The following is a 26,007-nucleotide window of genomic DNA, read 5'->3' as shown; positions in this document are numbered from 1 at the left end:
GCACGCGCGCTGTCGCGAAACAGCTCTACACAAGATTTCGCGCGCCGCTTACAGGCGCTTCACACGGCGCCGGCAGCATGAAAGCTCCTCCAACAACCATGGGGCTTTCTCATGAAAACACTCGCAGTCGCTCTTTCCATCGGTGCCGCCTCGTTGCTGTCCGTGGGCGCCCTGACCGTTCCCACGGCCGCGCAGGCGCAGGCGGTGATCACCATCCAGGGGCCGCCGCCCCCACCGCGCTATGAGCGCGTGCCGCCGCCGCGCCGCGGCTACGTGTGGTCGCCGGGTCACTATGAGTGGCGGGGCGGTCGCCATGTGTGGGTGCGCGGCATGTACGTGCGCGCCCGCCCGGGCTATGCCTACCGTCCGCCGCAATGGCGCGAGAACAATGGCCGCTGGGAGTACAACCGCGGCCGCTGGGACCGTGACGGCGACGGCGTACCGAACCGCCACGACCGGCGTCCGAACAACCCGTACCGCAATTGATCGATAACGGATAGCGCGCGCGGCGCGCTGCCCGGTCAGCGAATGCTCACCAGATCGAGCACTTCGCTGACCTGGAACGCGCCGCCGCTCGCGCCGCCGCGCGTCTGCACGTCGAAGCGGACGACGCGGCCCAACTCCGGCGAGAACCACACGCTGGCGCGGTAGGTTCCGTACTGGTTGCCGCCCACGGCGCCCGCGTTGGCATAGCGCTGGGTGTAGCCCCGGTAGTTGATCTTCACCACCTTCACGTCGCGGCCGTTGACCGGCAGCGTGTCGCCGTCGTCGTCCACCACGGTGGCGCGCAGGTCCATCTTGATCCGTGTGCCGCCCATGGTGGCGTCGTATTCCGAGGCCCACGGCGCATCGGGTTGCAGGCTCGGCCGGGCCCAGCCGCCGGGCGGCATCGCACCGTCGAACTCGCCGGCCACGGCCGTCGTGACGCTGACGACTTCGCCGCCGGGCTTCTCGACATAGCCGCCGTTGTTGAAGCTGAGGCGGTCGTCGGTGGTGGTGGCCGCGTCGGCGCGGTAGATCACCTTGCGGGACGTGTTGGTGAGGCGGTCGTGCAGTCGGTACTCCACGATGGTCGGGCGCAGCAGCGAGGTCGACGCGGGCTGTGCCGCCAGGCGCTCGAGGGCGCGTTGCCCGCGCGTCGGCAGTTCCGCGATCCACGTGGCCGGCAGCGCGAGGGTCGCCGGGGCCGAGCCGCCGACCAGGCCCACCAGGCGACCTTGTGCATCGAACAGGCCGGCACCGGCCAGGCCTGCTTCGGTCGGCGTGGCCAGCTGCAGCGATTCAAGCGCGCCTGCGGCATTGCGGCGCACGCCGCCGAGCAGGGACACGCCGAGCGTCAGTTCACGGCCGCGCGGCGATCCGATCACGTACAGCGGGGCGCCGACCTGCAGTGCGTCCGCGGGCACGACGCCCAGCGTCGGCGACACGAGGTTCGCGATGCGCAGCTGGCACAGGTCGCGTTCGACGTCGGGCAGTTCCAGCACCGCGCCGTAGCTCACGTTGTCGCGGCGCAGCACCACGGCGCTCGCCCTGGCCAGCAGCTTGCAGCTGGTGACGGCCGTGCCCGGGCCGGTCGCGACCGCGCTGCCGGTCGCCAGGAGCTTGCCCTGGGCGTCGCTGGCCTGGACCACCCAGACGCTGGGCGAGACGCGCGCGAACAGCACGTCGGGCGCCAGCGGGGCGCTGCTGACGCGTGCGTCCTGGGCGAAGGTGGCGGGCGCTGCCAGAGCGGCAGCGAGGGCAAAAAGCGGGAGCTGCAGGCGCATATGGGAGCGGCGATGGCGTGGGTTAGCGGAAGACGACCGTGCGGTGCCCGTTCAGCAGCACGCGGTGTTCGCTGTGCCATTTCACGGCGCGCGCCAGCACCTGGCTTTCGGTGTCGCGACCACGGGCCGTGAGGTCTTCGACCGTGTCGGTGTGGTCGGCGCGGGCCACGTCCTGCTCGATGATCGGGCCTTCGTCGAGGTCGGCCGTGACGTAGTGGGCGGTGGCACCGATCAGCTTCACGCCGCGGTCGTGCGCCTGGTAGTAAGGCTTGGCGCCCTTGAAGCTGGGCAGGAACGAGTGGTGGATGTTGATCGCGCGGCCGGCCAGGCTCTTGCACAGGTCGTTGCTCAAAATCTGCATGTAGCGCGCGAGCACCACGAGTTCGGCGCCCTCGGCCTCGATGATCTCCAGCTGCCTGGCCTCGGCCTGCGCCTTGGTCGCACCCGTCACCGGGATGTGGTGGAAGGGCACGTTGTAGCTGGCGGCCAGCTGGTAGAAGTCGCGGTGGTTCGAGATGATGGCGCGCACGTCGATCGACAGCAGGCCGCTCTTCCAGCGGAACAGCAGGTCGTTCAGGCAGTGGCCTTCCTTGCTGACCAGGATCACGGTCTTCATCGGCTCGGCGGCGGCGTGCAGCTGCAGGCTCATGCCGAAGCCGGTGGCGAAGGTCTTCAGCTCCTCGCGCAGCACGGCTTCGCTGTGCGCGCCGCAGGCGAAGCGCACGCGCATGAAGAACAGGCCGGTGCCGTGGTCGTTGTATTGGGCGGCCTCTTCGATGTTGGCGCCGCGCTCGAGCAGGAAGCCCGAAACGGCGTGCACGATGCCCGTCCGGTCGGGACAGGAGAGGTTCAGGATGTAGGCGGGCGTAGTGGTCGTCATCAGGGGCAGGATTGTGGCAGGGGTGCCAGAATCGCGATTTTCCCTCCCCACATAACCGCAGGAGCGAGACATGGCCTTCCAGGACTTCAACATGGACAACCAGTGGTTGCCCTTCACGCCCAACCGCCATTTCAGGAAAGACCCGCGGGTCTTCGTGGCAGCCGACGGCATGACGTTCACCACGCACGACGGCAAGCAGGTGATCGACGGCATCTCGTCGCTGTGGTGCGTGGGCGCGGGCCACAACCGCAAGCCGATCAACGAGGCGATCAAGAAGCAGCTGGACACGCTGGACTACGCCACCGCTTTCCAGGTCAGCAACGACAAGGCCTTCAAGGCGGCCGAGATGATCGCCGCGCTGGCCCCGGGCGACCTGAACAAGGTGCTGTTCTGCAACTCGGGCTCCGAGGCCGCCGACACCTCGATGAAGGTGGCGCTGGCCTACCACCGCGCGCGCGGCGAGGGTCACCGCAACGTGTTCATTGGCCGCGAGAAAGGCTACCACGGCGTGGGCTTCGGCGGCATGTCGGTGGGCGGCATTCCGGGCAACCGCAAGGTGTTCGGCTCGGCCTTCCTGCCGCGCGTGGACCACATGCGCTTCATCCACGACCCGGTGAACCACGCCTACATCCACAACCAGGAACCGGTGTGGGCCGAAGACCCGCTGGTCGAACTCGAGACGCGCATCCTGCCGCTGCACGACCCGAGCAACATCGCCGCGATCATCGTGGAGCCCGTGGCGGGCTCGGCCGGCTGGTACCTGGGACCGCAGGGCTACCTGAAGCGCCTGCGCGAAATCTGCGACAAGCACGGCATCCTGCTGATCTTCGACGAGGTCATCACCGGCTTCGGGCGCATGGGCACCAACTTCGCGTCGGACTATTTCGGCGTGGTGCCCGACATGCTGAACTTCGCCAAGTGCGTGACCAACGGCGTGATTCCGCTGGGCGGCGTGATCTGCCGCGACAAGCTCTACGACGCCATGATGAAGACCGACGCGCCCGAGCACGTGGTCGAGTTCTTCCACGGCTACACCTATTCGGGCCACCCGGTGGCCTGCGCCGCGGCGGTGGCCACGCTCGATCTCTACAAGGAAGAAAACCTGTTCGCACGCGCCGGCGAAATGGGCAAGGTGCTGGGCGATGCCTTCCACAGCACCTTCAAGGGCCTGCCGAACGTGATCGGCATCCGCAGCCTGGGCCTGGCGGCGGCGGTGGAACTGGCACCCATCGCCGGCTCACCGGGCAAGCGGGCGTACGACGTCTTCCTCGACTGCTTCCACAAGGGCGCGCTGGTGCGTGCCGCGGGCGACGTGCTCGTGATCGCGCCGCCCTACATCGTCGAGAAGCAGCACATCGACACGCTGGTCAACACGCTGGCGGATTCGATCAAGAAGTTCGCTTGAGCACGCCCGCGCAGTAGTCCACCGGCGGCAGCGCCGGCGTGCGCCAGGTGGCGTCGTAGGCGGCGGTGTCGTCCTCGGCCGGGCCGCCGGCCTGCAGGCGGACGGTCTTCACCGACACGTCCGTCGGCAGGTGCTGCGGCACGCCCAGCACCTTGGTGACGTGGCCGGCGCCTGCGATCAGCAGCACGGTCTTGCCCGGCTGGCGCGCCTTCACCACCGCCTGCGCCATGGCGCGGTCGCGTCCGACCTGGATGCGCGTCATGGGGCCGATCTGCGATTCGGGCAGCAGCTTGCAATGGCCTTCGCGCACGGCTTCCTGCTGCATGGCGTAGGCCTCGCCATTGAGCTGCACGTCCAGCGACACGTCGGCCATCGCGTCCTTCATGCGCGCACGCGGCAGGTTGGCGCCGACCACGGGCACGCCGGCGTGCACGGCCGCCATCACGCTGGGGCCGTAGTGCTTCCAGGGCCAGGCCTTGTCGTTCCAGCCGAGGGCCGTCCGCACCTGGGCTTCGGTCGCGGTGGCGGGCAGGCGGGCGCTGCTGCGGCCTTCCTCGGCCATTTCGAGCGCCAGCGCGGCGAGCTGGCCGCGTTCGGCCAGGGCCTGTACGGTCTCGCGTTCGAGCGCGTGGTGTTCGGGGGCGTCGTGCTGTTCGCCGAGCAGCAGGGCATCGGCCGGCAGCAGCCCCGCGACCCGGCGCGCGACGGGTGCCTCGGCGGACAGCGCGGCGCAGCCGGCGAGCAGGGCGGCGGCGACCAGGGGCGCGAGGAACCGGGGAGCACGGGAAGGGCGAGGAGGCATCCCGCCATACTATGCCCGGCGCCCTGCACCGGGCTGTCGTCCTTTTCCGCTGCTTTCTCTGCCCGTGTCCTTTCGTTTTCCCCTTCGCGTGCTGGCCACGCTGCTGCTGGCGCTGGCCGCCGCCCTCGTGTGTGTCGCGCTGCGCACCCCGCTGCCCTGGATGATCGGCCCGCTGTTCGCGGTGTCGCTGGCCTCGATCGCAGGCCTGCCGACGGCGAGCCACACGCCGCTGCGCAACATGGGGCAATGGGCCATCGGCACGGCGCTGGGCCTGTATTTCACACCGCAGGTGGTGACGCTCGTGGCCGGCGTGTGGTGGGCGATTCTGCTGGCCATCGGCTGGGCGTTGCTGCTGGGCTGGGCCTTCGGGCGCTGGCTGCACCGCGTGCATGCGGCGCGCATGCCGCATGTGCCGGAAAAATCCATGAGAGCCACGACTTACTTCGCAGGCGCCATCGGCGGGGCTTCGGAGATGACGCTGCTGGCCGAATCGGCCGGCGCGCGCACCGACCTGGTGGCAGCCGCGCACAGCCTTCGGCTGATGGTGGTGACGGTGACGATCCCGTTCGCGATGCAGTGGAGCGGTTTGCACGGCCTGGAGATCAACCCGCCCGGCGTGCGCGAGGTGAACCCGGCCGGGCTGGCCCTGCTCGCACTGGCCACCGGCGTCGGCGGGCTCGCGATGCGGGCGCTGGGCCGCACGAATCCGTGGTTCATGGGGCCGCTGCTGGTGGCGATGGGTTTCACCGTCGCGGGGCAGTCGCTGTCGGCGGTGCCGAGCTGGCTGTCGAACACCGCGCAGCTGGTGATTGCCGTGAGCCTGGGCGTGCGCTTCAGCCGCGAGTTCCTGCACACGGCGCCGCGCTGGCTGGGCTCGGTGGCGCTGGGCACGGTCGGCATGCTGGTGCTGTGTGCCGGCGCGGCATGGTTATTGGCGGGGGCGACCGGGCTGCATCCGGCCACGATGATCCTGGGCACTTCGCCCGGCGGCATCGCCGAGATGTCGATCACCGCCAAGGTGCTGCAACTGGGCGTGCCGGTGGTCACGGCCTTCCAGGTGTGCCGGCTGGTGGCGGTGCTGCTGATCGTGGGGCCGATGTACCGCTGGACCGAGCGCTGAAGGCGGCGGGCATCGGCAAAGAAAAAGCGCCCCGCAGGGCGCTTGTTTCGTTCGGGCGAGGCCGTGTGCCTGGTCAATGCACCAGCACCGGCGTGTGCGCCAGCTCGGCGTAGCCTTCGAGCGTGTCCTCGACCTCTTCCTGCGTGGGCGTGTTGAGCTGCCACGCGGCGATCTGCTGCTGGAACAGCTCGGCCCAGGAACCGTCGAGGTAGACCTCCTTGCCGGAGCGCTTGTCCACGATCTCGAACCCGTGACGCTCCAGCACGGGGCCGTTGGGCTTCGTGCTCGGCTCGTCGCCGTCGTTCGGCTGCACGTGCACGACGACGAAGGACTCGGAGTCGTAAAGCATGTTCATGGCGGGCCCTGTGAGGATGTCGATGGCGTTCATGGGACGTAGATAGCAATCAACGCGCCAGTTTCAAGAACAGTTGTCGCCGTGCCGTTGACATGTGAACCTTTTTGCCTCAGTTGGCGGGCGCTTCGGGTAGGGCTTTGCGCAATTGGGCGTCAGCAAAATCGCCGTTTGCCTCGGTTTGCCGGATGCGAACGGGCAAATAGCCGTATTTCGGCGCCAGCCAGAGTTCCAGTTTCCGGTCGAATTCCTTGCGGGGCGTGCGGGTGAGCTTGCGCGCGGTGTAGTCGCCGGCCGGCAGCGTCAGCTGCTCCTCGTCGCCGACCACGAAGACCCAGACATCGCCGTCGCGCACGCCCACGGTCTGGATCGAGATCCGGGTGCCGGCCGGGTACCGCGCCGGACTGGCCGCCAGCAGGCCGCCCAGTTGCATCATGACGCTCATGCGGTCCTGCGCGCCCGGCTGAAGGGGCACGGGCGGCGCGTTGTTGCTGAAGACGATCTGCCCCTGGTCGCGCACGAAATGCGAGGCAACCTCGGTCTTGCGGCTTTCCGAATAGCGCTCGGGTTCCAGGCCCGAGGGGCCGATCTTGCCGGTGCTGTGCCAGTTCAGCAGGGTGAAGAACACCGCCTTGAGCGTCAGCCGCCCGTCGTAGCGGCTGCCATCCTGCAGCCAGACCAGCTCGCCGAACACGCCGCGCTGCGGCGAGGCGCCGGTCTGTCCCGTGGCTTCGAAATCGAGCGTGACCGAGCCCGGAATCCGCAGTGCCTGGGTGCCGGCGATGGTGCCCGAGGCTTCGTTGCCGGCGGCTGCCGTGCCGCCCGGCGTTCCGCCGGCCGTGCTGCCCGCGGCGGCGGCCGGGGCGCTGGCGGGTGTCTCGGGTGCCGTTGCTCCTGAATCTGTAGCGGCTTGGGCCGTCAGGTCAGGCGTTTCGGTGGGGGTCTCGGGGGGCGTCTGTGCTGGCGCGTCCGGTACGGGCTTGGGCGTCGGCTTGGCCCGGGGCACGGATGCCTCGCGCGGGCGCCGGGGCTTGGGCGGTGGCGGCGGCCTGGCCTCGACCGGCGCGGCGGCCGGTGCGGCGGGCGCCTGCGACGCGGGCGGCGCGATCACGATCGTGCGGGTGATGAATTTGCTGGCCAGCGGCGAGGGCTCCGGCCCCGTGGCCATCGGCGCCAGGCCGAGCACGAGCAGATGCGCCAGCGCCACGATCAGCGTCAGCCCGGCGAGCGCGCGCCAGGACGGACGTCCGGGCAGGCCGAGGGACAGCGGTGGGGGCGCGACGTGCGTCGACATGGGTGTGTGGAGTGGGCCGCGGCGCCGAGGTTCACGAAGACCACTCGGTACACTGCCGCCCGTTCAACCAGTTTAGTAGGAGGGGGCGCACCGCCGCGCCCTTGCTCCCCAGCCCACGCCCGCATCATGAAACTCGCCACCCTGAAGGACGGCTCGCGCGACGGCCAGTTGGTCGTCGTCTCGCGCGACCTCACGCTCGCCCACTACGCTACCGGCATCGCCCATCGGCTGCAGCAGGTGTTGGACGACTGGGGCTTCATGAGCCCGCAGCTGCAGGACCTGTACGACGCCCTCAACCACGGCCGTACGCGCCACGCCTTTCCGTTCGACCCCGCCCAGTGCATGGCGCCGCTGCCGCGCGCCTACCAGTGGGCCGACGGCTCGGCCTACCTGAACCACGTCGAGCTGGTGCGCCAGGCGCGCAACGCCGAGGTGCCCGAGAGCTTCTACACCGACCCGCTCATGTACCAGGGCGGCAGCGACGACTTCCTGGGCCCCGTCGACGACGTGATCGTGCCCAGCGAGGCCATGGGCATCGACTTCGAGGCCGAGATCGCCGTCATCACCGGCGACGTGAAGATGGGGGCCACGCCCGAGCAGGCCCTGGACGGCATCCGGCTCGTGATGCTGGCCAACGACGTGAGCCTGCGCAACCTCATTCCGGCCGAACTGGCCAAGGGCTTCGGCTTCTTCCAGAGCAAGCCCGCCACCGCCTTCAGCCCCGTGGCCGTCACGCTCGACGAGATCGGCGCGGCCTGGCAGGACGGCCGCGTGCACCTGGCACTGCAAAGCAGTTGGAACGGCCGCAAGGTCGGCCTGTGCGACGCCGGTCCCGAGATGACCTTCCACTTCGGCCAGCTCATCGCCCACATCGCCAAGACCCGCAACGTGCGCGCCGGCAGCATCGTGGGCAGCGGCACCGTGAGCAACAAGGGCGTCGAGAAGAACGGCCGCATGGAATGGCCCAAGGGCTACTCGTGCATTGCCGAGAAGCGCTGCATCGAAACCATCCAGGACGGCGCGCCGGCCACCGACTTCATGAAGTTCGGCGACACCATCCGCATCGAGATGAAGGGCCTGGACGGACGCTCGCTGTTCGGCGCGATCGACCAGGAGATCGTGTCGACCGCGGGGCGGCCGGTGGAGGCGCCGGTGTCGCTCACCAAGCCGCAGGCCGGAACCGACACCGGCACCGCGCCGGAACCCGCCGCCGAAGGCTGACGCAGGCCCTGTCGGGGTTTCCCCCCGTTCGGCTGGCCGGAAGCCCCCGTTCCGCAAAGCCCAACCCTGCGTGGCGGGCGCTGCCTAGGATGCAGCGATCCGTTCACTGCAAGGAGACAGGTCCATGGGCATGCCGAAGCTGGCGGGGCGCGCGCTGTGCGCATGGGGGGTGATGGGCATGGCGCTGGCCGGGCAGGCCGCCGCCCAGAAGCTCAGCGACGACAAGGTGCGCGTGGGCGTGCTGTCGGACATGTCGGGCCTGTATGCCGACACCGCGGGACGCGGCTCGGTCGAGGCCGCGCGCATGGCCATCGAGGACTTCGGCGGCAAAGTGCTCGGGCGGCCCATCGAGCTGGTCTGGGGCGACCACCAGAACAAGGCCGACATCGGCGCCTCGCTGGCGCGCACCTGGTACGACCGCGACGGCGTCGATGCCATCTTCGACATGAACAACTCGGCCGTCGCGCTGTCGGTGGTCAACCTGGCGCGCGAGCGGCAGAAGCTGTCGATCAACACCGGCGGCGCCTCGGTGGCGCTCACCAACGAAGCCTGCGCGCCGACCTCGGTCCACTACACCTACGACACCTATGCGCTGGCCAACGGCGCCGCGCAGGGCGTGAGCCGCCAGGGCGGCAAGACCTGGTTCCTGCTCGGGGTGGACTACGCCTTCGGCAAGGCCATGGCCGCCAACATGACCGAGTTCGTCGGCGAGCTGCAGGGCAAGGTGATCGGCAGCGTGTTCCACCCGCTCAACGCGAGCGACTTCTCGTCGTACGTGCTGCAGGCGCAGGCCTCGGGGGCCGACACCATCGCGCTGGCCAACGCCACCAGCGACACGGTCAATGCCGTCAAGGCGGCGCGGCAGTTCGGCGTGTCGCCGAAGCAGCGCGTGGTGCCGATGCTGATGTTCATCAACGACGTGCATGCGCTGGGCCTGGCGCAGGCGCAGGGCATGACCTTCGCCACCGGCTTCTACTGGGACCGCACGCCCGAGTCGCGGGCCTGGGCGCGGCGCTACTTCGAGCGCATGAAGAAGATGCCTTCGATGATCCAGGCCGGCGCCTACTCGGCGGTCACGCACTACCTGAAGGCGGTGCAGGCCGCGGGCACCGACGACGGCGCCACCGTGGCCGCGGAGATGAAGGCGATGCCGGTGAACGACTTCTTCGCGCAGGGCGGCACGATCCGCGCCGACGGCCGCATGGTGCACGACATGTACCTGGTGAGCGTGAAGAAGCCCGCCGAGTCGAAGTACCCGTGGGACTACTACACGGTGCTGTCCTCGATCCCCGGCGACAAGGCCTTCCAGCCCTTGTCCAAGAGCAAGTGCCCGCTGGTGGCCGCAGCGAAGTCCTGATCGCCTGACCGAACCCAAGGAGACCCCATGAAAATCCGTGCCGCCGTCCTGCAGCGCCTCGGCGCCCCCGCGCCCTATGCCCAGAGCCGACCGCTCGAGATCGAGGAGGTCGAGCTGGCGCCGCCCGGCCCCGGCGAGGTGCTGGTGCGCATCGCGGCCGCGGGGCTGTGCCACTCGGACCTGTCCATCCTCAACGGCGACCGGCCGCGCCGCACGCCGATCGTGCTGGGCCATGAAGCGGCCGGCGTGGTCGAGGCGCTGGGCGAGGGCGTGACCGACCTGGCGCCGGGCGACCATGTGATCCTGGTCTTCGTGCCGAGCTGCGGCCATTGCGCGCCGTGCGCCGAGGGCCGGCCCGCGCTGTGCGAGCCGGGCGGCGCGGCCAACGTGGCGGGCACGCTGCTGGGCGGCGCGCGGCGGCTGTCGTACCGCGGCGAGCCGATGGACCACTTCGTGGGCGTGTCGGCCTTTGCCGAGTACGCGACGGTGTCGCGCCGCTCGCTGCACAAGATCGACCGCGAGCTGCCGCTGGAGATCGCCGCCATGTTCGGCTGCGCGGTGGTGACCGGCGTCGGCGCCGTGGTCAACACCTCGCAGGTGCGGCCGGGTCAGACCGTGGCCGTGGTGGGGCTCGGCGGCGTGGGGCTGGCCGCGCTCCTGGGCGCGCTGGCGGCGGGCGCCGCGCGCGTGATCGCGGTCGACCTGGCGCAGGACAAGCTCGATTTCGCCCTCGCGCTGGGCGCCACCGACAGCGTCAACGCCAGCGACCCCGACGCGGCCAAGCGGCTGCGCGACATGACCGAGGGCGGCGTCGACCATGCGCTCGAGATGGTGGGTTCGGCCAAGGCGCTGGAGTTCGCCTACAAGGTCACGCGCCGCGGCGGCACCACCGTGACCGTGGGCCTGCCCGCCGCCATCCAGACGCTGAACACGCCGGTCTGGCACCTCGTGGCCGAGGAACGCACGCTCAAGGGCAGCTACCTCGGCAGCTGCGTGCCGCGGCGCGACCTGGGGCGCTTCATCGCGCTGTACCGCCAGGGCAAGCTGCCCGTGGACCGGCTGCTCACCGGGCGCCTGAAGCTCGAGGAGATCAACGAGGGCTTCGACCGCCTGCAGCGCGGCGAGGCCATCCGGCAGATCGTCACGATGCCGTGACGGCCGCGGGCATCGCCCCGCGCAGCAACTCCTTCTGCGTCCGAATCCCCAACCGCCGGAACGCGCGGTACTGGTGTGTGCGCACCGTGCTCAGCTCCACGCCGAGCGCGCGCGCCGTGTCCTTCGCGGTGCGCCCGGCCATCAGGTGGCCGATGACTTCGCGTTCGCGCAGGCTCAGCGTCAATAGCCGCGAGGCGAGGGTGGGCGCGGCCGCTTCGTGCACGGCCGCGGCGCTGCGGCTGTGGGCACTGGCGGCGTCGGCCAGCAGCGTGGCGTGGGCGGCGATGACGGTGAAGTCGGCCTCGCCGAACTCGGGCTGGGCCAGGCTGCGGTAGAAGCTCACGGCCACGCGCTGGCCGCTGGGGCGCAGCAGCAGCACCGAGCTGCGTTCGCGGATGCCCACGTCGCCGTAGCAGGCGGCGCGGTAGGCGGGGTCGGCTACTTCGTCGCCGTGCTGGTGGCCCATCCACAGTTGCGCGCGTTTCGGCAGCTTGCGCGCGGCGAGCCAGGCCATGTTGGGGTCGAGCAGGTCGAAGCGCTGCGCCACGTAGCGTTCGGCGGTGCGCTCGGCCGTGCTGCCGTAGCTGCTGGCGGCGGAGACGGTCTCGATGCGGCCGGTGGCGTCGACGCCGAACACGGTGCAGAAGGTGACGGGCATCACGCGGTGCATCGCCGCGAGGCAGCTGGCCGCCAGGTGCGGCGTGCCGATGCCCGCGAGCACGTCGCCGACGACGGCGGCCGACAGTTGCGCATCGGCGGCAGGGTGGAGGCGCCAGCGTTTCATGGGGATCGAAGAAAAGGATAGGGTAAGTACCTCCTACAAAGTTATGACATTGGCGCAGGCGCTGCATCGGGACAATCCCGTTCCATGACCTCCACCCGTACCGCCGACGCCGCCACCGGCCCCGTGCCACCGCCGTCCTCCGCGACCGCGCTGCCGCCCTCGGTCGGCGCCTTCCGCTACACGCGCTTCGCGCCCCGGCTGCCGTCGCTCGGTGTCGACGGCATGGAGCCCGGCTGTCATCCGGTCGTGATCGCGGGCGGCGGCCCCGTGGGCATGGCGCTCGCGCTGGGGCTCGCCAACCACGGCGTGCGCAGCGTGGTGCTCGAGGCCGACGACACGGTCTGCGTGGGCAGTCGCGCGGCCTGCATCTCGCGCCGCAGCCTGGAGATCGTCGAGCGCCTGGGCGCGCTGCCGGCCTTCCTGGGCAAGGGCCTGCCGTGGAGCGTGGGCCGCAGTTTCTACAAGACGGCCGAGGTGTTCCGCTTCGAGATGCCGCAGGACGCGCAGCAGAAGCTGCCGCCCATGATCAACCTGGAGCAGTACTACATCGAGCAGTACCTGCTGGACGAGATCGAGCGCCGCAACGCGGCGACGCCGGGGCTCGTCGACATCCGCTGGGGCACCGAGCTCACGGCGCTCGCGCAGGATGAGGAGGGCGTGACGCTCGACGTGCGCAACGCCCTGGGCGCCTACCGCCTGCGCGGCCAGTGGCTCGCGGCCTGCGACGGCGGCCAGAGCTTCGTGCGCAAGTCGCTCGGGCTGGCGCTGGAAGGCACGGGCTACGAAGGCCGCTACGTGATCATCGACATCGAGCTGCACAGCGGCCATCCGACCGAGCGCCGCGCCTGGTTCGATCCGCCGTGGAACCCCGGCTCGACCGTGCTGATGCACCGCCAGCCCGACGACATCTGGCGCATCGACTACCAGCTGCGCGCCGGCCAAAGCACCGAAGACGCACTGCAGCCCGAGGCCGTGGCCGAGTTCGTGCAGCGCCACCTCGACGCCATCGGCGAAGGCCACCTGCCGTGGAAGACGGTGTGGACCTCGGTCTACCGCGCTGGCGCGATGACGCTCGACAGCTACCGCCACGGCCGTGTGGTGTTCGCGGGCAACGCGGCGCACGCGATGCCGATCTTCGGCGTGCGCGGCCTCAACTCGGGTTTCGACGATGCCGACAACCTGGCCTGGAAGCTGGCCTTCGTGGCCCAGGGCCTGTCGGGCGCGGCGCTGCTCGATGCGTACTCGCAGGAGCGCATCGCGGCCTTCCACATCAACGCCGAGAGCGCGATGCGCAGCACCGAGTTCATGTCGCCGCCGTCGCGCGGCTTCGATTTGCTGCGCGAGGCGGCGCTGTCGCTGTCCGAGGCGCACCGGGGCATCGCGCAACTCATCAACCCGCGCCAGACGCAGGCCGTGCGTTATGACGATTCGGCGCTGTCGAGCGCGGGCGACACGCTCCCCGCCGGGCCGCTGCCGGGCGAGGCGATGCCGGAGCAACCGCTCGCGCAAGGCCACCTGACGGACTGGATCGGCCCGGTGTTCACGCTGCTGGTGCTGAGGCCGGATGTGGCGTCGCTGCCCGCCGTCGACATCGCGCAGGCGGAGCAGGGCGCATTGCCTTTTGCGGTGCGCACCATCGCCGGCCTGGGCTGCGAGGGCGCCGATGCGCAGGCGTCCGACGCCGTGCTTGCCGCACTCGGCGCCAGCGACGGCGCCATCTACCTGCTGCGCCCCGACGGCCACGTGGCCGCGCGCTGGCGCCGTCTGCCGGCCGGCGCATTGCCCGCCGCGCTGGCCCGCGCCGCCGTCGCCGCGGCCGTCACCTCACAGGACATTCCCGCATGACGACCTCCGCCTCCTCGCTCCACCCCGACGCCCGCGACCGGCTGTACGCCGAGTGCGCGCGCGCCATCACCGAGGCCGGCGCCGAACGCGAATCGCTGTTCCTTGCACGGCTCGCGCTGCTGCTGTTCGAGCAGGTCGGCGACGAGTCGCGCTGCCGCGCCGCACTGGCCGACGCGTTGCGCGCGCTGCCCGTACCATCGCTGTCCGCTTCCGAACAACAACATGGAGATTGATCTCATGGATCGCCGCACCCTTCTCGCCACGCTCGCCTCCGGCGCCGCCGTGGCCGCCACCCCCTTCGCCCACGCACAGGACTACCCCTCGCAGCTCATCAAGTGGGTCGTGCCGTATCCCGCGGGCGGCGGCACCGACGTGATCGCACGCGTGCTGGCCGAGGCCATGCGCCAGACGCTGGGCCAGCAGATCGTGGTCGACAACCGCCCCGGCGCGTCGACCAACATCGGCGCCGACCTGGTCGCCAAGAGCAAGCCCGACGGCTACACGATTCTCTCGGCCGACAACGCCGTGCTGGCCTTCAACGAGCACCTGTTCAGCAAGCTGCCGTTCAGCCCCGAAAAGGACTTCACGTACATCGGCGCCATCGGCAAGTTCCCGCTGGCGCTGGTGGTGCACCCCGACTTCCCGGCGAAGACCTTCAAGGAGTTCCTGGCCTACGTGAAGGCCAACCCGGGCAAGGTCAACTACGCGTCGCCCGGCAACGGCTCGCCGCACCACCTGGCGATGGAGATGTTCAAGGCGCGCACCGGCACCTTCATCACCCACATCCCGTACCGCGGCGCGGCGCCGGCCATGGCCGACGTGATGGGCGGCCAGGTGCCGTGCATGTTCCTGGACCTGGCTTCGGGCCTGCCGATCATGCAGGGCAACAAGGTGCGCGTGCTGGCCATCGGCTCGGGCGCGCGCAGCAAGCGCCTGCCCGACGTGCCGACGCTGGCCGAAGTGGGCGTGCCCAACACCGAGGTGTTCGCGTTCCAGGGCATCCTCGGCCCGGCCGGCCTGCCCGCCGCCGTGGTGAACAAGCTCAACAGCGACCTGAACAAGGCCTTCAGCACGCCGGCCGTGCAAAAGCGGTTTGACGACTTCGGCATGGAAGCGATGCCCGGCACGCCGGCGCAGTTCGCGGCGCTGTCGCGCGCGGAGTCGAAGCGCTGGGGCCCGATCATCAAGCAGGCGGGCATCAAGCTGGACTAGAAAAAAGCTCGCCCCAGGCTGCGCGCACTTCGTACCGCTTCTCCTACCCCCTACCGGGGGCGACACCTGCAGCCCGGCAAAGCCGGTTCTGCGGTGTCTCGCGAATGGAGCGCGTCAGCGGGCGAAGGCCTTGCGCGAGCCGTCTTCGAAGACTTCGTCGTCCTGCTGCAGTTCGCCGTTTTCGTCCCAGCTGCGCTCGCGCGTCACACGGCCCTTGTCGTCGAAGCTCGACTCGGCCAGCAGCTCGCCCTTTTCATTGAAGCGCTGGTGCGTGCCCACGGGCACCTGTCGGCCACGCCCCGGCGCGAGGTAGCGGCCCTGTGCGGCGCGCTGGCCGCTGTCGTAAAACTCGGTCACGTCGACCGTGCGCTCGCTGCCGGTGCCGCTGTACACGGCCTTGCTGCGCGGCTGGCCGTTGAGGTGGTAGCTGTCGTCGCTCACGGGTTCGCCCGAGGCGTTCCAGCGCTGGTCGCGCACCAGCGCCCCGCGGTCGGAAAACTCCTGCTCGCGCTGGCGGATCGACGAGCGACCCACCAGCAGCCACACGGTTTCGCGCCGCTTCACGCCTTCTGAGGAAAAGCTGCGCTCCACGCGCCGGTTGCCGCTGGTCTCGTCGAGCACCGACGGCTTGCCGTTGTCGTAGAACTCCTGCGTGCGCACGCGCTTGCCGGCCAGGTACGAGAGCTTCGAACGCAGCGTGCCGCGCGCGTCGAACAGGTCGACGTTCGACGGCCCGCCCGTGAAGCCGCACAGCTTGGCATCGTCGGCCACCGGCGCCAGCACGGGCGCCTCGGCGCAGCGCAGCATCGACATCTGGCCGCGCGGGGTGAACTCGACCATGGCGCGTTCGCTGCCGCGGTCGGGATGGAAGGTAGCGCGCCGCAGCTGGCCGCCGGGGTAGAAGCTGCGCACGAGGCCGCGCTCCTGGCCGTCGTCGTACGTGGCGTCGCGCAGCACCTGGCCGCCGGGCGCGAACTCGCGCGCGCGGCCCTGCATGTTGCCCTTGGCGTTGACGGTGTGTTCGCGCGCGAGCTTGCCCTTCTCGTAGAAGCGCACCAGGCCCATGAACACGCCGTTCTGCACCTGCTGCTCGCGCTGGAGTTCGCCGCTGCCGCGGTCCTTGCAGCGCATCAGTCCGGTTTTTCCGGCGGTGCTGTTGCCGTCGGCCGGGCTCACGCGCTGGCCGTTGAGTTCGCACTCCTGCTGCGCCTGGACGGCGGGGGCGCCCAGCAGCGCGCCCAACGCGATCGCGGCCAGACCGAAGAGGGACGCGGCCGCCCAGGGCGCCCGAAGGGCGGGAACGGGCGGGCGCGGGGTCACTTGTCGTAAAGCGTGTCGAGCGAACGGAAGCCCTTGGCCTCGATCGGGTTGCCGAAGGGGTCGCAGAAGAACATCGTCCACTGCTCGCCCGGCTGGCCTTCGAAACGCACCTGCGGCTTCAGCACGAACTCGGTGCCGGCGGCCTCGAGGCGCCCGGCCAGCGCCTGCCAGTCGGGCAGCGAGAGCACGATGCCGAAGTGCGGCATGGGCACCATCGCGTCGCCGACGCGGCCGGTGCGGGTGGTGGCGAAGGGCTCGCCCAGGTGCAGCGAGATCTGGTGGCCGAAGAAGTCGAAGTCGACCCAGGTGTCGGTGCTGCGGCCTTCGGCGCAGCCGAGCACGTCGCCGTAGAAGCGGCGCGCGCCGTCCAGGTCACGCACGTGAATGGCAAGGTGAAAGATGCTTTGCATGTTTTGGATTATGGGCAGCGGTGCTGTGAGAATGCCGGACTTTCTTTCTTCATGGAGCTCGCCTTGCGGATACTCCGAGCCCTCGTCGCACCGCTGCGCCTGCTGTCGCGCGGCACCGACGGGCCGGCGCCCCAGCGCCTTCTTGCACGTCTGACCCACCAGACCCTCGCGGCTGTCGGTGGTTGTTTCATCGCGGTTGCGGCACATGCCGCCACCTGCCCGCCCTCGGCCATCGCGAGTCTCGAGAAGCCCGGCATCGGCCTGCGCAACGGTGTCGACCGTGGCCTGCTGTGGCGCCTCGAGCGCGACGGCCGCACCTCCTGGCTCTACGGCACCATGCACCTGGGGCGCGGCGAATGGGTGCGCCCCGGCCCGACCGTGCAGAAGGCGCTGGCGCAGAGCGACACGCTCGCGCTGGAGCTCGACTCGCGCGACGAGGCCACGGTGCGCGCCCTGAGCCAGCCGGCCGATCCGGCCGCGGTGGCGCGCGTGCTCAACGGCGAACGCGCCCGCCGACTCGAGCGCCAGAACGCCGAGGCCTGTGTGCCGCCAGGATCGAACGCGCGGCTGCCGCCCATCCTGCAGGTCACGGCGCTGGCCGCGCTGGTGGCGCGCGCCGATGGTCTCTACGCGGAGTTCGGCGTTGACGAGACGCTGGCCGTCTCGGCCCGCAACAGCAAAAAGCCGATCGTCGCGCTCGAGAACGCGGCCGACCAACTGCGCTGGCTGACCAACGGCTCCGAAGCCGAGGAGGCCGAGCAGATCGACGCCATGCTTGACGAGCTGGAATCGGGCCGGCTGCGCGGCCAGCTCAAGACGCTGGCCGACATCTGGGCGCGCAGCGACGCGGCCCGCCTGGCGCGCTACCCCGAATGGTGCGAGTGCCTGAACACGCCGGCCGAACAGCGCCTCATGAAGCGCCTGCTCGACGACCGCAACCCCGGGCTGGCCGACGGCATCGAGCGATTGCATGCGAGCGGGCGCAGCGCCTTCGCCGCGGTCGGCGCGCTGCACATGGTCGGCGCGCAGGGCCTGCCCACGTTGATGGCGGCGCGCGGCTTCACCGTGACGCCGGTGCTCACCGAGGCGAAGGCGCAGATGGCGCTGCCGATGCCACCGCTCGCGGCGCCCGAGCCGCCGGCGCGCAAGGCGGTGCGTGGCGGCAAGAACGTCAAAGGGCAGAAGGCGGCCAAGGGCCAGAAGGCGACCGCGAAGGGCGGGGCCAAGCCGGCCTCGAAGGCTGCAGCCACGTCCAAGGGCAAGGCCGCCAACAGCAAAGTGCGCCGATAATCGCGACCGCCATGCACACGCTGCGCCCCCACTCCCGTCTGATCGGCCGTCTCGGCCGGTGGGTGCTGTTGTGGTTCGTGCTGTCGCTGGGCGCGGCGGTGGCATCGCCCGTGGTGCATCCGCAGGCGATGGAACTGGTGTGCGCCAGCGTCGGCACCATCAAGGTGGTGGTCCATACCCAAGACGGCGTGCAGGACATGGGCGCCACGCACCTGGACTGCCCGCTGTGCGTGCTGACCGGTGCACCGCCCCCGCCGCCCGTGGCCGCCGTGTTCGATGCGCCCCTGCCGCTGGGGCGCGTGCTTCAGTCGATTCCCGCCGCGCGCCATGCCGTGGCCACGGCCGCGCCATTGCCGGCCCGCGGGCCTCCGCGTTCCGCCTGAGCGATCAGCCCCTTCGCTGTCTGTCGGCGCACCCCGGGTGCGCGCAGGCGGTCCCTCTGGCTTGAAGTTCGTGGAGCCGGCTCCCCTTGAAACAGCATTCCCGCGCCCTGGCGATCGCCATGGCATTTCCTCTCAGCGCGCCCGTGTGGGCGCAGCAGCAGCCATCGCCGCCTGAGGCCACGGCGCCGGGCCGCGCGCTCGGCACCGTCACCATCAGCGGTGGCCGCCCGACCTCGCTGCCGACGCAGATACCGACCACCATCGAAGGCGTGACCGCCGAGCAGATCGCCGAGACGGTCAACGCGACCGACGCGGAAGACGCGCTCAAGTACCTGCCGAGCCTGCTGGTGCGCAAGCGCTACATCGGTGACTTCAACCACGCGGTGCTCGCCACGCGCGCCTCGGGCACGGGCAACAGCGCGCGCGCGATGGTCTATGCCGACGGCATCATGCTGTCGAACCCGCTGGGCAACGGCGCCACCTTCGCGCCGCGCTGGGGCATGGTGTCGCCCGACGAGATCGAGCGCGTCGACGTGCTCTACGGCCCGTTCTCGGCCGCCTACCCGGGCAACTCGGTGGGCGCCGTGGTCGACTACGTGACGCGCATGCCCACGCAGCTCGAGGCGCACGTCAAGCTCAGCGGCTTCGCCTCGAACTTCGACCTGTACAACAGCCATTCGTCGCCAGGCGGCCAGCAGCTCGACCTGTCGCTGGGCAGCCGCAGCGGCGACTGGTCGTGGTGGCTCGGCGCCTCGCGCACCCACAGCAAGGGGCAGTCGCTGTCGTTCGCCAACCGGCTGGTGAGCGCGGGCACCGTGGGCAACGCGGGCACGCCCGTCACCGGTGCCGTGCTGGGGATGAACCCGTCGAACCAGCTGTGGTGGCTGCTGGGCGGCACCACCGCCTACGACACGACCCAGGAGCAGGCCAAGCTCAAGCTGGCCTACGACTTCTCGCCCTCGGTGCGCGCCACCTACACGCTGGGCGCCTGGCACAACACCACGCACGGCAGCACCGACAGCTACTTGCGCGATGCGCTCGGGCAGCCGGTGTACGGCGGACGCGTGAACCTCGGCGGACGCACCTACAACCTCGACACGCCGGCCGCCGCCTTCGCGCCGACCGAAACGGCGCTCACGCACTACATGCACGGCCTGTCGGTGAAGAGCCACACGGGCGGCGTGTTCGACTGGGAGGTGGCGGCGAGCCTGTTCGACTACGCGAAGGACACTTCGCGCACGCCGACCGTGGCGCTGCCGGGCGCTTTCTACGGTGGCCCGGGTCGCATCACCGACATGGGCGGCACCGGCTGGCACACCTTCAAGGCCGCGGGCACCTGGCGGCCCACCGGCTCGGCCGAAGGCGTGGGCGCGCATGTGGTCGATTTCGGCTTGCAGCAAGACACCGCGCGGCTGCGCAGCGCCATCGGTACGACGCGCGACTGGATGAGCGGGCCGGCCGTGTCGCCGTTCTCCGCTTTTAACGGCAACACGCGGCTGCGCTCGCTCTACGTGCAGGACACCTGGCGCTTCGCCAAAGACTGGAAGACCACGCTGGGCCTGCGCCACGAGCGGTGGGAAGCGTACGGCGGCCAACTCGGCAACGCGGCGAAGCTGCTCGATTTCGCGCCGCGCAAGAACAGTTTCGTCTCGCCCAAGGCGGCCGTCGCCTGGCAGGCCACGCCCGACTGGCTCCTCAAGGCCTCGACGGGGCGCGCCGTGCGCATGCCCACCGTGAGCGAGCTCTACCAGGGCTCGATCGAGGGCAACCGCATCGTCAACACCAACCCGAACCTGCGCCCCGAGCGTTCGTGGACCGCCGAGCTGAGCGCCGAGCGCGACCTCAAGCGTTGGGGGCTCGATGGCGTGCTGCGCACCACGCTGTTCTTCGAGCACACGAAGGACGCGCTGTACACCCAGGCGCTCACCAACCTCGTGAGCACCGTGCAGAACGTCGACGCCATCCGCACGCGCGGGCTGGAGGTGGCGGTCAACACGGTCGACGCGGGCATCCAGGGGCTGGACCTCGGCGGCAGCCTCACGCTGACAGATTCGAAGATCACCGCCAACAGCGGCTTCCCGTCCAGCGTCGGGCGCGACCAGCCGCGCGTGCCCAAGGTGCGCGCCTCGCTGCTCGCCACCTACCGGCCCGACGCCAGGTGGAGCTACACCGTCGGCGCACGCTACAGCGGCCGCCAGTACGGCACGCTCGACAACAGCGATCCGAGCGGCATGGCCTTCATGGGCTTCTCGAAGTTCTTCGTGGTCGACGCGCGCATCCGCTACCGCATCGACCGCCAGTGGAGCGCCGCCGTGGGCATCGACAACCTCAACAACCGCACCTACTGGGCCTTCCACCCGTACCCGCAACGCACCTTCGTGGCCGAACTCAAGTTCGACCTTTGACCCTCACTTTTTCCTATTCAAGGACCCCCGCCATGACGAAGCTTTCGACCCCTGCGTTCCACACCCTCGCCGCCTGCGCCCTGCTGGCCGGTGCCAGCGCCGCCGGCGCCCATGTGAGCCTGCCCCCGGGCGGCGCCACCGTCGGCAGCGAGTACAACGCCGCCTTCCGCGTCGGCCACGCCTGCGAAGGCGCTAAGGCCACCACCGGCCTCGCGGTGCGTTTGCCCAAGGGTTTCGTGCTCACCGACGCGCAGGCGCGCAAGGGCTGGAAGCTCGACGCGCCGAAGGCCGGCAGCGCCGAAGGCGAAGTGCGCTGGACGGCAGAGACCCCGCAGAACGCGCTGCCCGGCGCCGAGCGCGGCGAGTTCGTGCTGCGCGGCAAGGTGCCCGCCACGCCGGGCCCGCTGTGGTTCAAGGTGCGCCAGGACTGCGACGTCGGCAGCGTCGACTGGGCCGAAGTGCCCGCGTCGGGCAGCGCCACGGCCGGCCTGAAGGCTCCCGCGGCCAAGCTCGATGTGGTCGCGCAGGGCGTGGCCACGGTCGACGTGCGCGACGCCTGGGTGCGCCAGTCGGTGCCGGGCCAGAGCGGCACGGGCGCCTTCATGAAGCTCACCGCGCCCACGGGCACGAAGCTGGTCGGCATCTCGACGCCCGCCGCCGGCGTGGCCGAGGTGCACGAGATGAAGATGGAAGGCGACACGATGCGCATGCGCGAACTGTCGGGCGGGCTCGACCTGCCGGCCGGCAAGACCGTCGAGCTCAAGCCTGGCGGCTATCACGTGATGCTGATGGACCTGAAGGGCGCGATGGCCAAGGGCGCGACCGTGCCGATGACCCTGAAGTTCGAGGACGCCAAGGGCGGGAAGACCACGCTGGAACTGAAACTGCCGGTCGGTGCGCCGGAAGGCGCCGCTCCTGCTGCGCCCGCAGCGGGTGGTGCGCACCAGCACAAGCACTGACCCGGTCGACGCGAACCGGATCGGCCGGACCGTCAGAGCAACTGGTCCGGCGCCAGCGGCCCGAACAGCCGCAGCAAGAAGCGCAGCGTGGCGCTGGCGTCGGGCTCGGTGTCCGTGTCCTTCAGGCCGCTGCCTTCGGGCGCGTGCCATACCAGCGAGCCTTTCTCGAGCTCGACATGCCACGAGCGCTCGCGCATGCCACGCTCGATCTGCTCGGCCGCCATGCGCGAGAGCTCGCTGCTGCGGATCAGCAGCGCGATCTCGGTGTTCTGCAGCTGCGAGCGCAGGTCGAGGTTCATGGACCCGACCACCAGCAGCCGGCCATCCATCACGAGCACCTTGGAGTGCAGCATGGCGCGCGATTCACCGCTCACGCCGCTGCCGCCCGAGGAGCCGAACACATTGCCGAAGTCGGTCTGTTCGCTGCGCAACTCGTACAGCTCGACGCCTGCAGCCAGCAGTGCCTTGCGGTGGCGCGCATAGCCGACGTGGGCGATGGGTGCGTCGTTCGAGGCCAGTGAATTCGTCAGCACGCGGATGCGCACGCCACGGGCATGCGCCGCGGCAAAGGCCTGCTGCATGTCGGGGCCGGGTACGAAGTAGGGCGAGATGATCAGCAGGTCGGAGCGCGCCTGGCCGATCAGGTGCAGCAGGCCTTCGACCACTGTGTCACCGCTGGATGCCAGGTCGGCCAGCGCCGCAGCGTTGCGCGAGGGCAGCGCAGGCCGGCTCACGACGAGGTCGGGGTTGCGCATCGCGCCGGGGCCGCGGTCGGCCGGGATCTTGCCGGGCGCGTCGGCCAGCATCAGCGCCGGGGCCCAGACGAAGGCGGCGCTGCGCAGGTCGAGTGGTTTCTCGTCCCAGGCGCGCGCGCGCTGTTCGGCGGTGGGCGCCGCACCGGGTCGGGGCTCGCCGTCCGGCGGTTTCGGGCGGTTGCGGGCTTCGGCCGCTTCGTCGTCGAGTTCCTTGTCGGCGCGCCGTGCGCGTTCGCGGATGCGCTGGAACTCCTCGCGCGAGACCAGCGATTGCACGGGGTAGGCGCGTTCGTTGTTCCAGTAGCTGTCGAAGCTGCGCGAGAGATCCTGCACGATAGGGCCGACCGCCAGCACGTCGACATCGACGAAGTTGCCGGTGATGGCATTGCCGAAGTAGGCGTCGCCCAGGTTGCGCCCGCCGGTCACGCCCATCACGTTGTCGGCCAGAAACAGCTTGTTGTGCATGCGCTGCTGGATCCGCGAGACATCGCCGACGGCGTTGAGCATGCGATTGAACCCGGTGCCGCGCGAGCCCGCCAGCGGATTGAACAGGCGCATTTCGATGTTCGGAACGAAGGCCAGGCCGAGCACGAGCGCGTCGCGGCCGATGGTGTGGAAGTCGTCCAGCAGGATGCGCACCCGCACGCCGCGCTCGGCCGCTGCCCGCAGCCCGCGCACCAGCCGGCCGGTGCTGGCGTCGGCGTGGATGGCGTAGTACTGCAGGTCCAGCGTCTTCTGCGCGTTCTCGATCAGCGCCAGCCGGCTGCCGTAGGCGGCCTGCGGGCCACCCAGCAGCAGGAAGCCCGAGTCGAAGCGTGCCTTGTCGGCCGCCCGGCGCTCACGCAGCAGGGTCGCCAGCGCCGTGCCGTCGGGCGAAGCGAGTGCGGTCGAGACGGGACGGTCCACCGCCTTCGGCAACTGCGCGCAGGCGCCGAGCACCAGGAGGGCCAGCAGCGCGACGCTGCGGCGGACCAACGCGTGGAAGGAAGAAGGGGGCATGCGACGGGGTCTTTCCGGGGGCCGGGGAAGGCGGTGCCGCATGTATAGCCGAGTTGGCGCTCGCCGTGGGTGGGACGGGCGGCCAACCGGCGCAGGAAGACGGCGCTCAGCGCCCGGCGCCGAGCTCTTCCTGGCGCTCCAGCGCGGCGAGCAGCTCGTCGTCGATCTTGGCGTGGCGCTCGCTCAGCTCGACCGCGCGCGAGGCGTCACTCGCGTAGATGGCGCCGCCGTCGAGTTCGAGCATCTCGCTGATGCGCTTCTGCTCGGCTTCGAGGGCTTCGATCTGCCCGGGCAGGGCTTCGAGTTCGCGCTGCTCCTTGTAAGACAGCTTCTTGCGGGGCCCGCCCGCGGGGGCGGCGGCGGGTGCAGCCGCGGGGGCCGGGGCGGGTGCGGCGGCTGGAGGCGGCGGTGGCGCCGACGCGAGGCGCTGCTCGGCGATCTCGCGCGCGCGCTTGGACTGGATCAGCCAGTCTTCCACGCTGCCTTCGTACTCGCGCCAGCGGCCATCGCCTTCGAAGGCGATCGTGCTGGTCACCACGTTGTCGAGGAAGGTGCGGTCATGGCTCACGAGGAACACGGTGCCGTCGTAGTCCTGCAGCAGGCCTTCGAGCAGTTCGAGCGTGTCGATGTCCAGGTCGTTGGTCGGCTCGTCGAGCACCAGCACGTTGGCCGGGCGTGCGAACAGGCGCGCCAGCAGCAGGCGGTTGCGTTCGCCGCCGCTGAGCGAGCGCACGGGGGAGTTGGCGCGCGCGGGGGAGAACAGGAAGTCCGACAGGTAGCTCTTGACGTGCTTTTTCTGCGTGCCGATTTCGATCCACTCGCTGCCGGGGCTGATGAAGTCTTCCAGCGTGGCGTCGAGGTCGAGCTTGTCGCGCATCTGGTCGAAGTACGCCACCTGCTGGTTGGTGCCGCGGCGGATCTTGCCGCTGTCGGGCTCGAGTTCGCCCAGGATCAGCTTGAGCAGGGTCGTCTTGCCTGCGCCGTTCGGGCCCAGCAGGCCGATCTTGTCGCCGCGCAGGATGGTGCCGCTGAAGTTGCGGATCACGGTCTTCTCGCCGAAGGACTTGGTGGCGTCGGTGAGCTCGGCCACGATCTTGCCGCTGGACTGGCCCGAGGCGACATCCATGTTGACGCTGCCCTGCACCTCCCGGCGCGCGGCGCGGCTGGCGCGCAGTTCCTGCAGCCGCGTGATGCGGCTCTGGCTGCGCGTGCGGCGCGCTTCGACGCCCTTGCGGATCCAGATTTCTTCCTGCGCCAGCAGCTTGTCGGCCTTGGCGCTGATGATCGCTTCCTGGGCGAGCTGCTCTTCCTTCTGGACGAGGTACTGCTCGAAGTTGCCCGGGTAGGAACTCAGCTTGCCCCGATCGAGCTCCACGATGCGGGTGGCGACGCGGTTCAGGAAGCTGCGGTCGTGGGTGATGGTGACGACGCTGCCCTTGAAGTCGATCAGCAGCTGTTCCAGCCACTCGATGGAGTCGAGGTCCAGGTGGTTGGTGGGCTCATCCAACAAGAGCACGTCGGGCGCGGCCACGAGGGCCTGGGCCAAGGCGACCCGTTTGCGCGTGCCGCCCGAGAGAGAGCCGACGCGCGCATTGCGGTCGAGGTGGAGGCGATGCAGCGTTTCTTCGACGCGTTGTTCCCAGTTCCAGGCGTCGTAGGCTTCGATCTTGGACTGCAAGGCGTCCAGGTCGAGGCCGTCTGCGCCGGAGAGGTACAGGTCGCGAATGGCGATGACTTCGCCCAGGCCCTGGCTGGCGGCGGTGAAGACGTCAGCTTCCATGTCCAGCGCGGGTTCCTGCGCCACATAGGCCACGCGAAGGTTCTGCTGAAGCTGGAGCGTGCCGTCGTCAGGCTTTTCCAGGCCGCCCAGTATCTTGAGCATCGACGACTTGCCGGCGCCATTGCGGCCGATCAGGCCGATACGCTCCGATTCGAGAAGAGAGAAGTCCGCATGATCCAGCAGCGGGACGTGACCGAACGCGAGCTGCGCGTCGAGGAGTGTGATGAGTGCCATGTGGCACGGATTATCGGAGGGGCGGGTGACGGCGCCTGGCGGCCGGGGGAGAAGGCTTCTTTGTGGCTCTCTATATGGAAGGGGCTGGAGTCCCCTGGAAGAGATGCCGGCAGCCAGGGAAGAGGCGCGAAGCGGGCGGCGAGCGCGGCGGCAAAGGTCTTCTTCAAGTTTCTTTCGGCTTGGCGTGCATGAGCCGAAATCTGTCATATACTCGTGGGCTTCGCTACTGAATACCTCTGGTGTTCGAAGCGACTGGTGCTCTCAGGGGTGTTGGTTGTG

Annotated in this window: 23 protein-coding genes; 13 read left to right on the top strand and 10 right to left on the bottom strand. The window is 69.9% G+C overall.

Annotated features, from left to right (window positions below):
• Positions 1-111: 111 nt before the first annotated feature.
• The gene (locus ASD34_RS09710) at positions 112-486 is read left to right on the top strand and encodes a YXWGXW repeat-containing protein (protein ID WP_056576316.1); all 375 of its coding nucleotides are present in this window, start codon (positions 112-114) and stop codon (positions 484-486) included.
• A 35-nt stretch (positions 487-521) separates the two neighbouring features.
• Here the strand turns inward: ASD34_RS09710 and ASD34_RS09705 are convergent, their stop codons facing one another.
• Entirely contained in the window at positions 522-1,766 is a 1,245-nt protein-coding gene (locus tag ASD34_RS09705) for a S1 family peptidase (protein WP_056576312.1), read from the bottom strand.
• 22 nt (positions 1,767-1,788) lie between these two features.
• Positions 1,789-2,646, bottom strand: a complete 858-nt coding sequence (purU, locus tag ASD34_RS09700) for a formyltetrahydrofolate deformylase (RefSeq protein ID WP_056576309.1) — start codon at positions 2,644-2,646, stop codon at positions 1,789-1,791.
• A 70-nt stretch (positions 2,647-2,716) separates the two neighbouring features.
• On the opposite strand from purU, the gene ASD34_RS09695 reads away from it, so the two are divergent.
• Positions 2,717-4,051, top strand: coding sequence for an aminotransferase class III-fold pyridoxal phosphate-dependent enzyme (locus ASD34_RS09695; RefSeq protein WP_056576306.1), 1,335 nt, complete (start codon positions 2,717-2,719; stop codon positions 4,049-4,051).
• On the opposite strand, the gene ASD34_RS09690 is transcribed toward ASD34_RS09695, so the two are convergent.
• A complete protein-coding gene (locus ASD34_RS09690) occupies positions 4,035-4,853 on the bottom strand; it encodes a ChaN family lipoprotein (RefSeq protein WP_056576304.1) in 819 nt (272 codons plus the stop codon). The genes ASD34_RS09695 and ASD34_RS09690 overlap by 17 nt on opposite strands.
• Positions 4,854-4,917: 64 nt before the next feature.
• Here ASD34_RS09690 and ASD34_RS09685 point away from each other — a divergent pair, with 64 nt between their 5' ends.
• Positions 4,918-5,973, top strand: a complete 1,056-nt coding sequence (locus ASD34_RS09685) for an AbrB family transcriptional regulator (RefSeq protein ID WP_056576301.1) — start codon at positions 4,918-4,920, stop codon at positions 5,971-5,973.
• 73 nt (positions 5,974-6,046) lie between these two features.
• Here the strand turns inward: ASD34_RS09685 and ASD34_RS09680 are convergent, their stop codons facing one another.
• On the bottom strand, positions 6,047-6,328 hold the full coding sequence (locus tag ASD34_RS09680; RefSeq protein ID WP_056577200.1) for a DUF3567 domain-containing protein: 282 nt from the start codon (positions 6,326-6,328) through the stop codon (positions 6,047-6,049).
• 109 nt (positions 6,329-6,437) lie between these two features.
• A complete protein-coding gene (locus ASD34_RS09675; RefSeq protein ID WP_056576298.1) occupies positions 6,438-7,619 on the bottom strand; it encodes a DUF3108 domain-containing protein in 1,182 nt (393 codons plus the stop codon).
• Between the two features lie 126 nt (positions 7,620-7,745).
• Here ASD34_RS09675 and ASD34_RS09670 point away from each other — a divergent pair, with 126 nt between their 5' ends.
• From ASD34_RS09670 to ASD34_RS09660, 3 genes are all read left to right on the top strand, one after another.
• Complete coding sequence (locus ASD34_RS09670) at positions 7,746-8,840, top strand: fumarylacetoacetate hydrolase family protein (protein ID WP_056576295.1); 1,095 nt, start codon at positions 7,746-7,748, stop codon at positions 8,838-8,840.
• A 130-nt stretch (positions 8,841-8,970) separates the two neighbouring features.
• The gene (locus ASD34_RS09665; protein WP_082548579.1) at positions 8,971-10,197 is read left to right on the top strand and encodes an ABC transporter substrate-binding protein; all 1,227 of its coding nucleotides are present in this window, start codon (positions 8,971-8,973) and stop codon (positions 10,195-10,197) included.
• A 27-nt stretch (positions 10,198-10,224) separates the two neighbouring features.
• Positions 10,225-11,352, top strand: coding sequence for a zinc-dependent alcohol dehydrogenase family protein (locus ASD34_RS09660; protein ID WP_056576290.1), 1,128 nt, complete (start codon positions 10,225-10,227; stop codon positions 11,350-11,352).
• On the opposite strand, the gene ASD34_RS09655 is transcribed toward ASD34_RS09660, so the two are convergent.
• Positions 11,339-12,136 (bottom strand): helix-turn-helix transcriptional regulator, encoded by a 798-nt coding sequence (locus tag ASD34_RS09655; protein WP_056576287.1) that lies wholly within the window; start codon positions 12,134-12,136, stop codon positions 11,339-11,341. The two genes, ASD34_RS09660 and ASD34_RS09655, sit on opposite strands and share 14 nt — an antisense overlap.
• An 84-nt stretch (positions 12,137-12,220) precedes the next feature.
• On the opposite strand from ASD34_RS09655, the gene ASD34_RS09650 reads away from it, so the two are divergent.
• The 3 genes from ASD34_RS09650 to ASD34_RS09640 are packed head-to-tail and all read left to right on the top strand — an operon-like array spanning position 12,221 to position 15,193.
• On the top strand, positions 12,221-13,981 hold the full coding sequence (locus ASD34_RS09650; RefSeq protein ID WP_056576284.1) for an FAD-dependent monooxygenase: 1,761 nt from the start codon (positions 12,221-12,223) through the stop codon (positions 13,979-13,981).
• A complete protein-coding gene (locus ASD34_RS09645) occupies positions 13,978-14,214 on the top strand; it encodes a hypothetical protein (protein ID WP_056576281.1) in 237 nt (78 codons plus the stop codon). Before ASD34_RS09650 ends, ASD34_RS09645 begins: the two co-directional genes overlap by 4 nt.
• Positions 14,215-14,218: 4 nt before the next feature.
• Complete coding sequence (locus ASD34_RS09640) at positions 14,219-15,193, top strand: Bug family tripartite tricarboxylate transporter substrate binding protein (RefSeq protein ID WP_056576277.1); 975 nt, start codon at positions 14,219-14,221, stop codon at positions 15,191-15,193.
• Positions 15,194-15,307: 114 nt separating this feature from the next.
• Here the strand turns inward: ASD34_RS09640 and ASD34_RS09635 are convergent, their stop codons facing one another.
• Together ASD34_RS09635 and ASD34_RS09630 are read right to left on the bottom strand one after the other, a co-directional pair.
• Entirely contained in the window at positions 15,308-16,513 is a 1,206-nt protein-coding gene (locus tag ASD34_RS09635; protein ID WP_082548569.1) for a toxin-antitoxin system YwqK family antitoxin, read from the bottom strand.
• Positions 16,510-16,923, bottom strand: a complete 414-nt coding sequence (locus ASD34_RS09630; RefSeq protein WP_056576274.1) for a VOC family protein — start codon at positions 16,921-16,923, stop codon at positions 16,510-16,512. The genes ASD34_RS09635 and ASD34_RS09630 overlap by 4 nt, the downstream gene beginning before the upstream one ends.
• Before the next feature lie 63 nt (positions 16,924-16,986).
• On the opposite strand from ASD34_RS09630, the gene ASD34_RS09625 reads away from it, so the two are divergent.
• The 4 genes from ASD34_RS09625 to ASD34_RS28535 all read left to right on the top strand — a co-directional run bounded on the left by ASD34_RS09625 (position 16,987) and on the right by ASD34_RS28535 (position 21,960).
• Positions 16,987-18,213, top strand: coding sequence for a TraB/GumN family protein (locus ASD34_RS09625; protein ID WP_056577194.1), 1,227 nt, complete (start codon positions 16,987-16,989; stop codon positions 18,211-18,213).
• An 11-nt stretch (positions 18,214-18,224) separates the two neighbouring features.
• Positions 18,225-18,596 carry a DUF2946 family protein gene (locus ASD34_RS09620; RefSeq protein ID WP_056576271.1) on the top strand — a complete coding sequence of 124 codons (372 nt, stop codon included), beginning with the start codon at positions 18,225-18,227 and terminating at the stop codon, positions 18,594-18,596.
• A 119-nt stretch (positions 18,597-18,715) separates the two neighbouring features.
• Positions 18,716-21,001 carry a TonB-dependent receptor gene (locus tag ASD34_RS09615; RefSeq protein ID WP_056576269.1) on the top strand — a complete coding sequence of 762 codons (2,286 nt, stop codon included), beginning with the start codon at positions 18,716-18,718 and terminating at the stop codon, positions 20,999-21,001.
• Between the two features lie 32 nt (positions 21,002-21,033).
• Entirely contained in the window at positions 21,034-21,960 is a 927-nt protein-coding gene (locus tag ASD34_RS28535) for a copper chaperone PCu(A)C (RefSeq protein ID WP_056576266.1), read from the top strand.
• A 32-nt stretch (positions 21,961-21,992) separates the two neighbouring features.
• Here the strand turns inward: ASD34_RS28535 and ASD34_RS09605 are convergent, their stop codons facing one another.
• Both ASD34_RS09605 and ASD34_RS09600 read right to left on the bottom strand, forming a co-directional pair.
• Positions 21,993-23,714 (bottom strand): phospholipase D family protein, encoded by a 1,722-nt coding sequence (locus ASD34_RS09605; protein WP_056576263.1) that lies wholly within the window; start codon positions 23,712-23,714, stop codon positions 21,993-21,995.
• Between the two features lie 106 nt (positions 23,715-23,820).
• Complete coding sequence (locus ASD34_RS09600; protein WP_056576260.1) at positions 23,821-25,728, bottom strand: ATP-binding cassette domain-containing protein; 1,908 nt, start codon at positions 25,726-25,728, stop codon at positions 23,821-23,823.
• Between the last annotated feature and the right edge of the window lie 279 nt (positions 25,729-26,007).

This window comes from Variovorax sp. Root473 (assembly GCF_001426505.1).
Lineage (GTDB): Bacteria > Pseudomonadota > Gammaproteobacteria > Burkholderiales > Burkholderiaceae_C > Variovorax.
The sequence above is the reverse complement of the archived record's forward strand: the minus strand, read 5'-3'. Positions and strand labels throughout refer to the sequence as shown.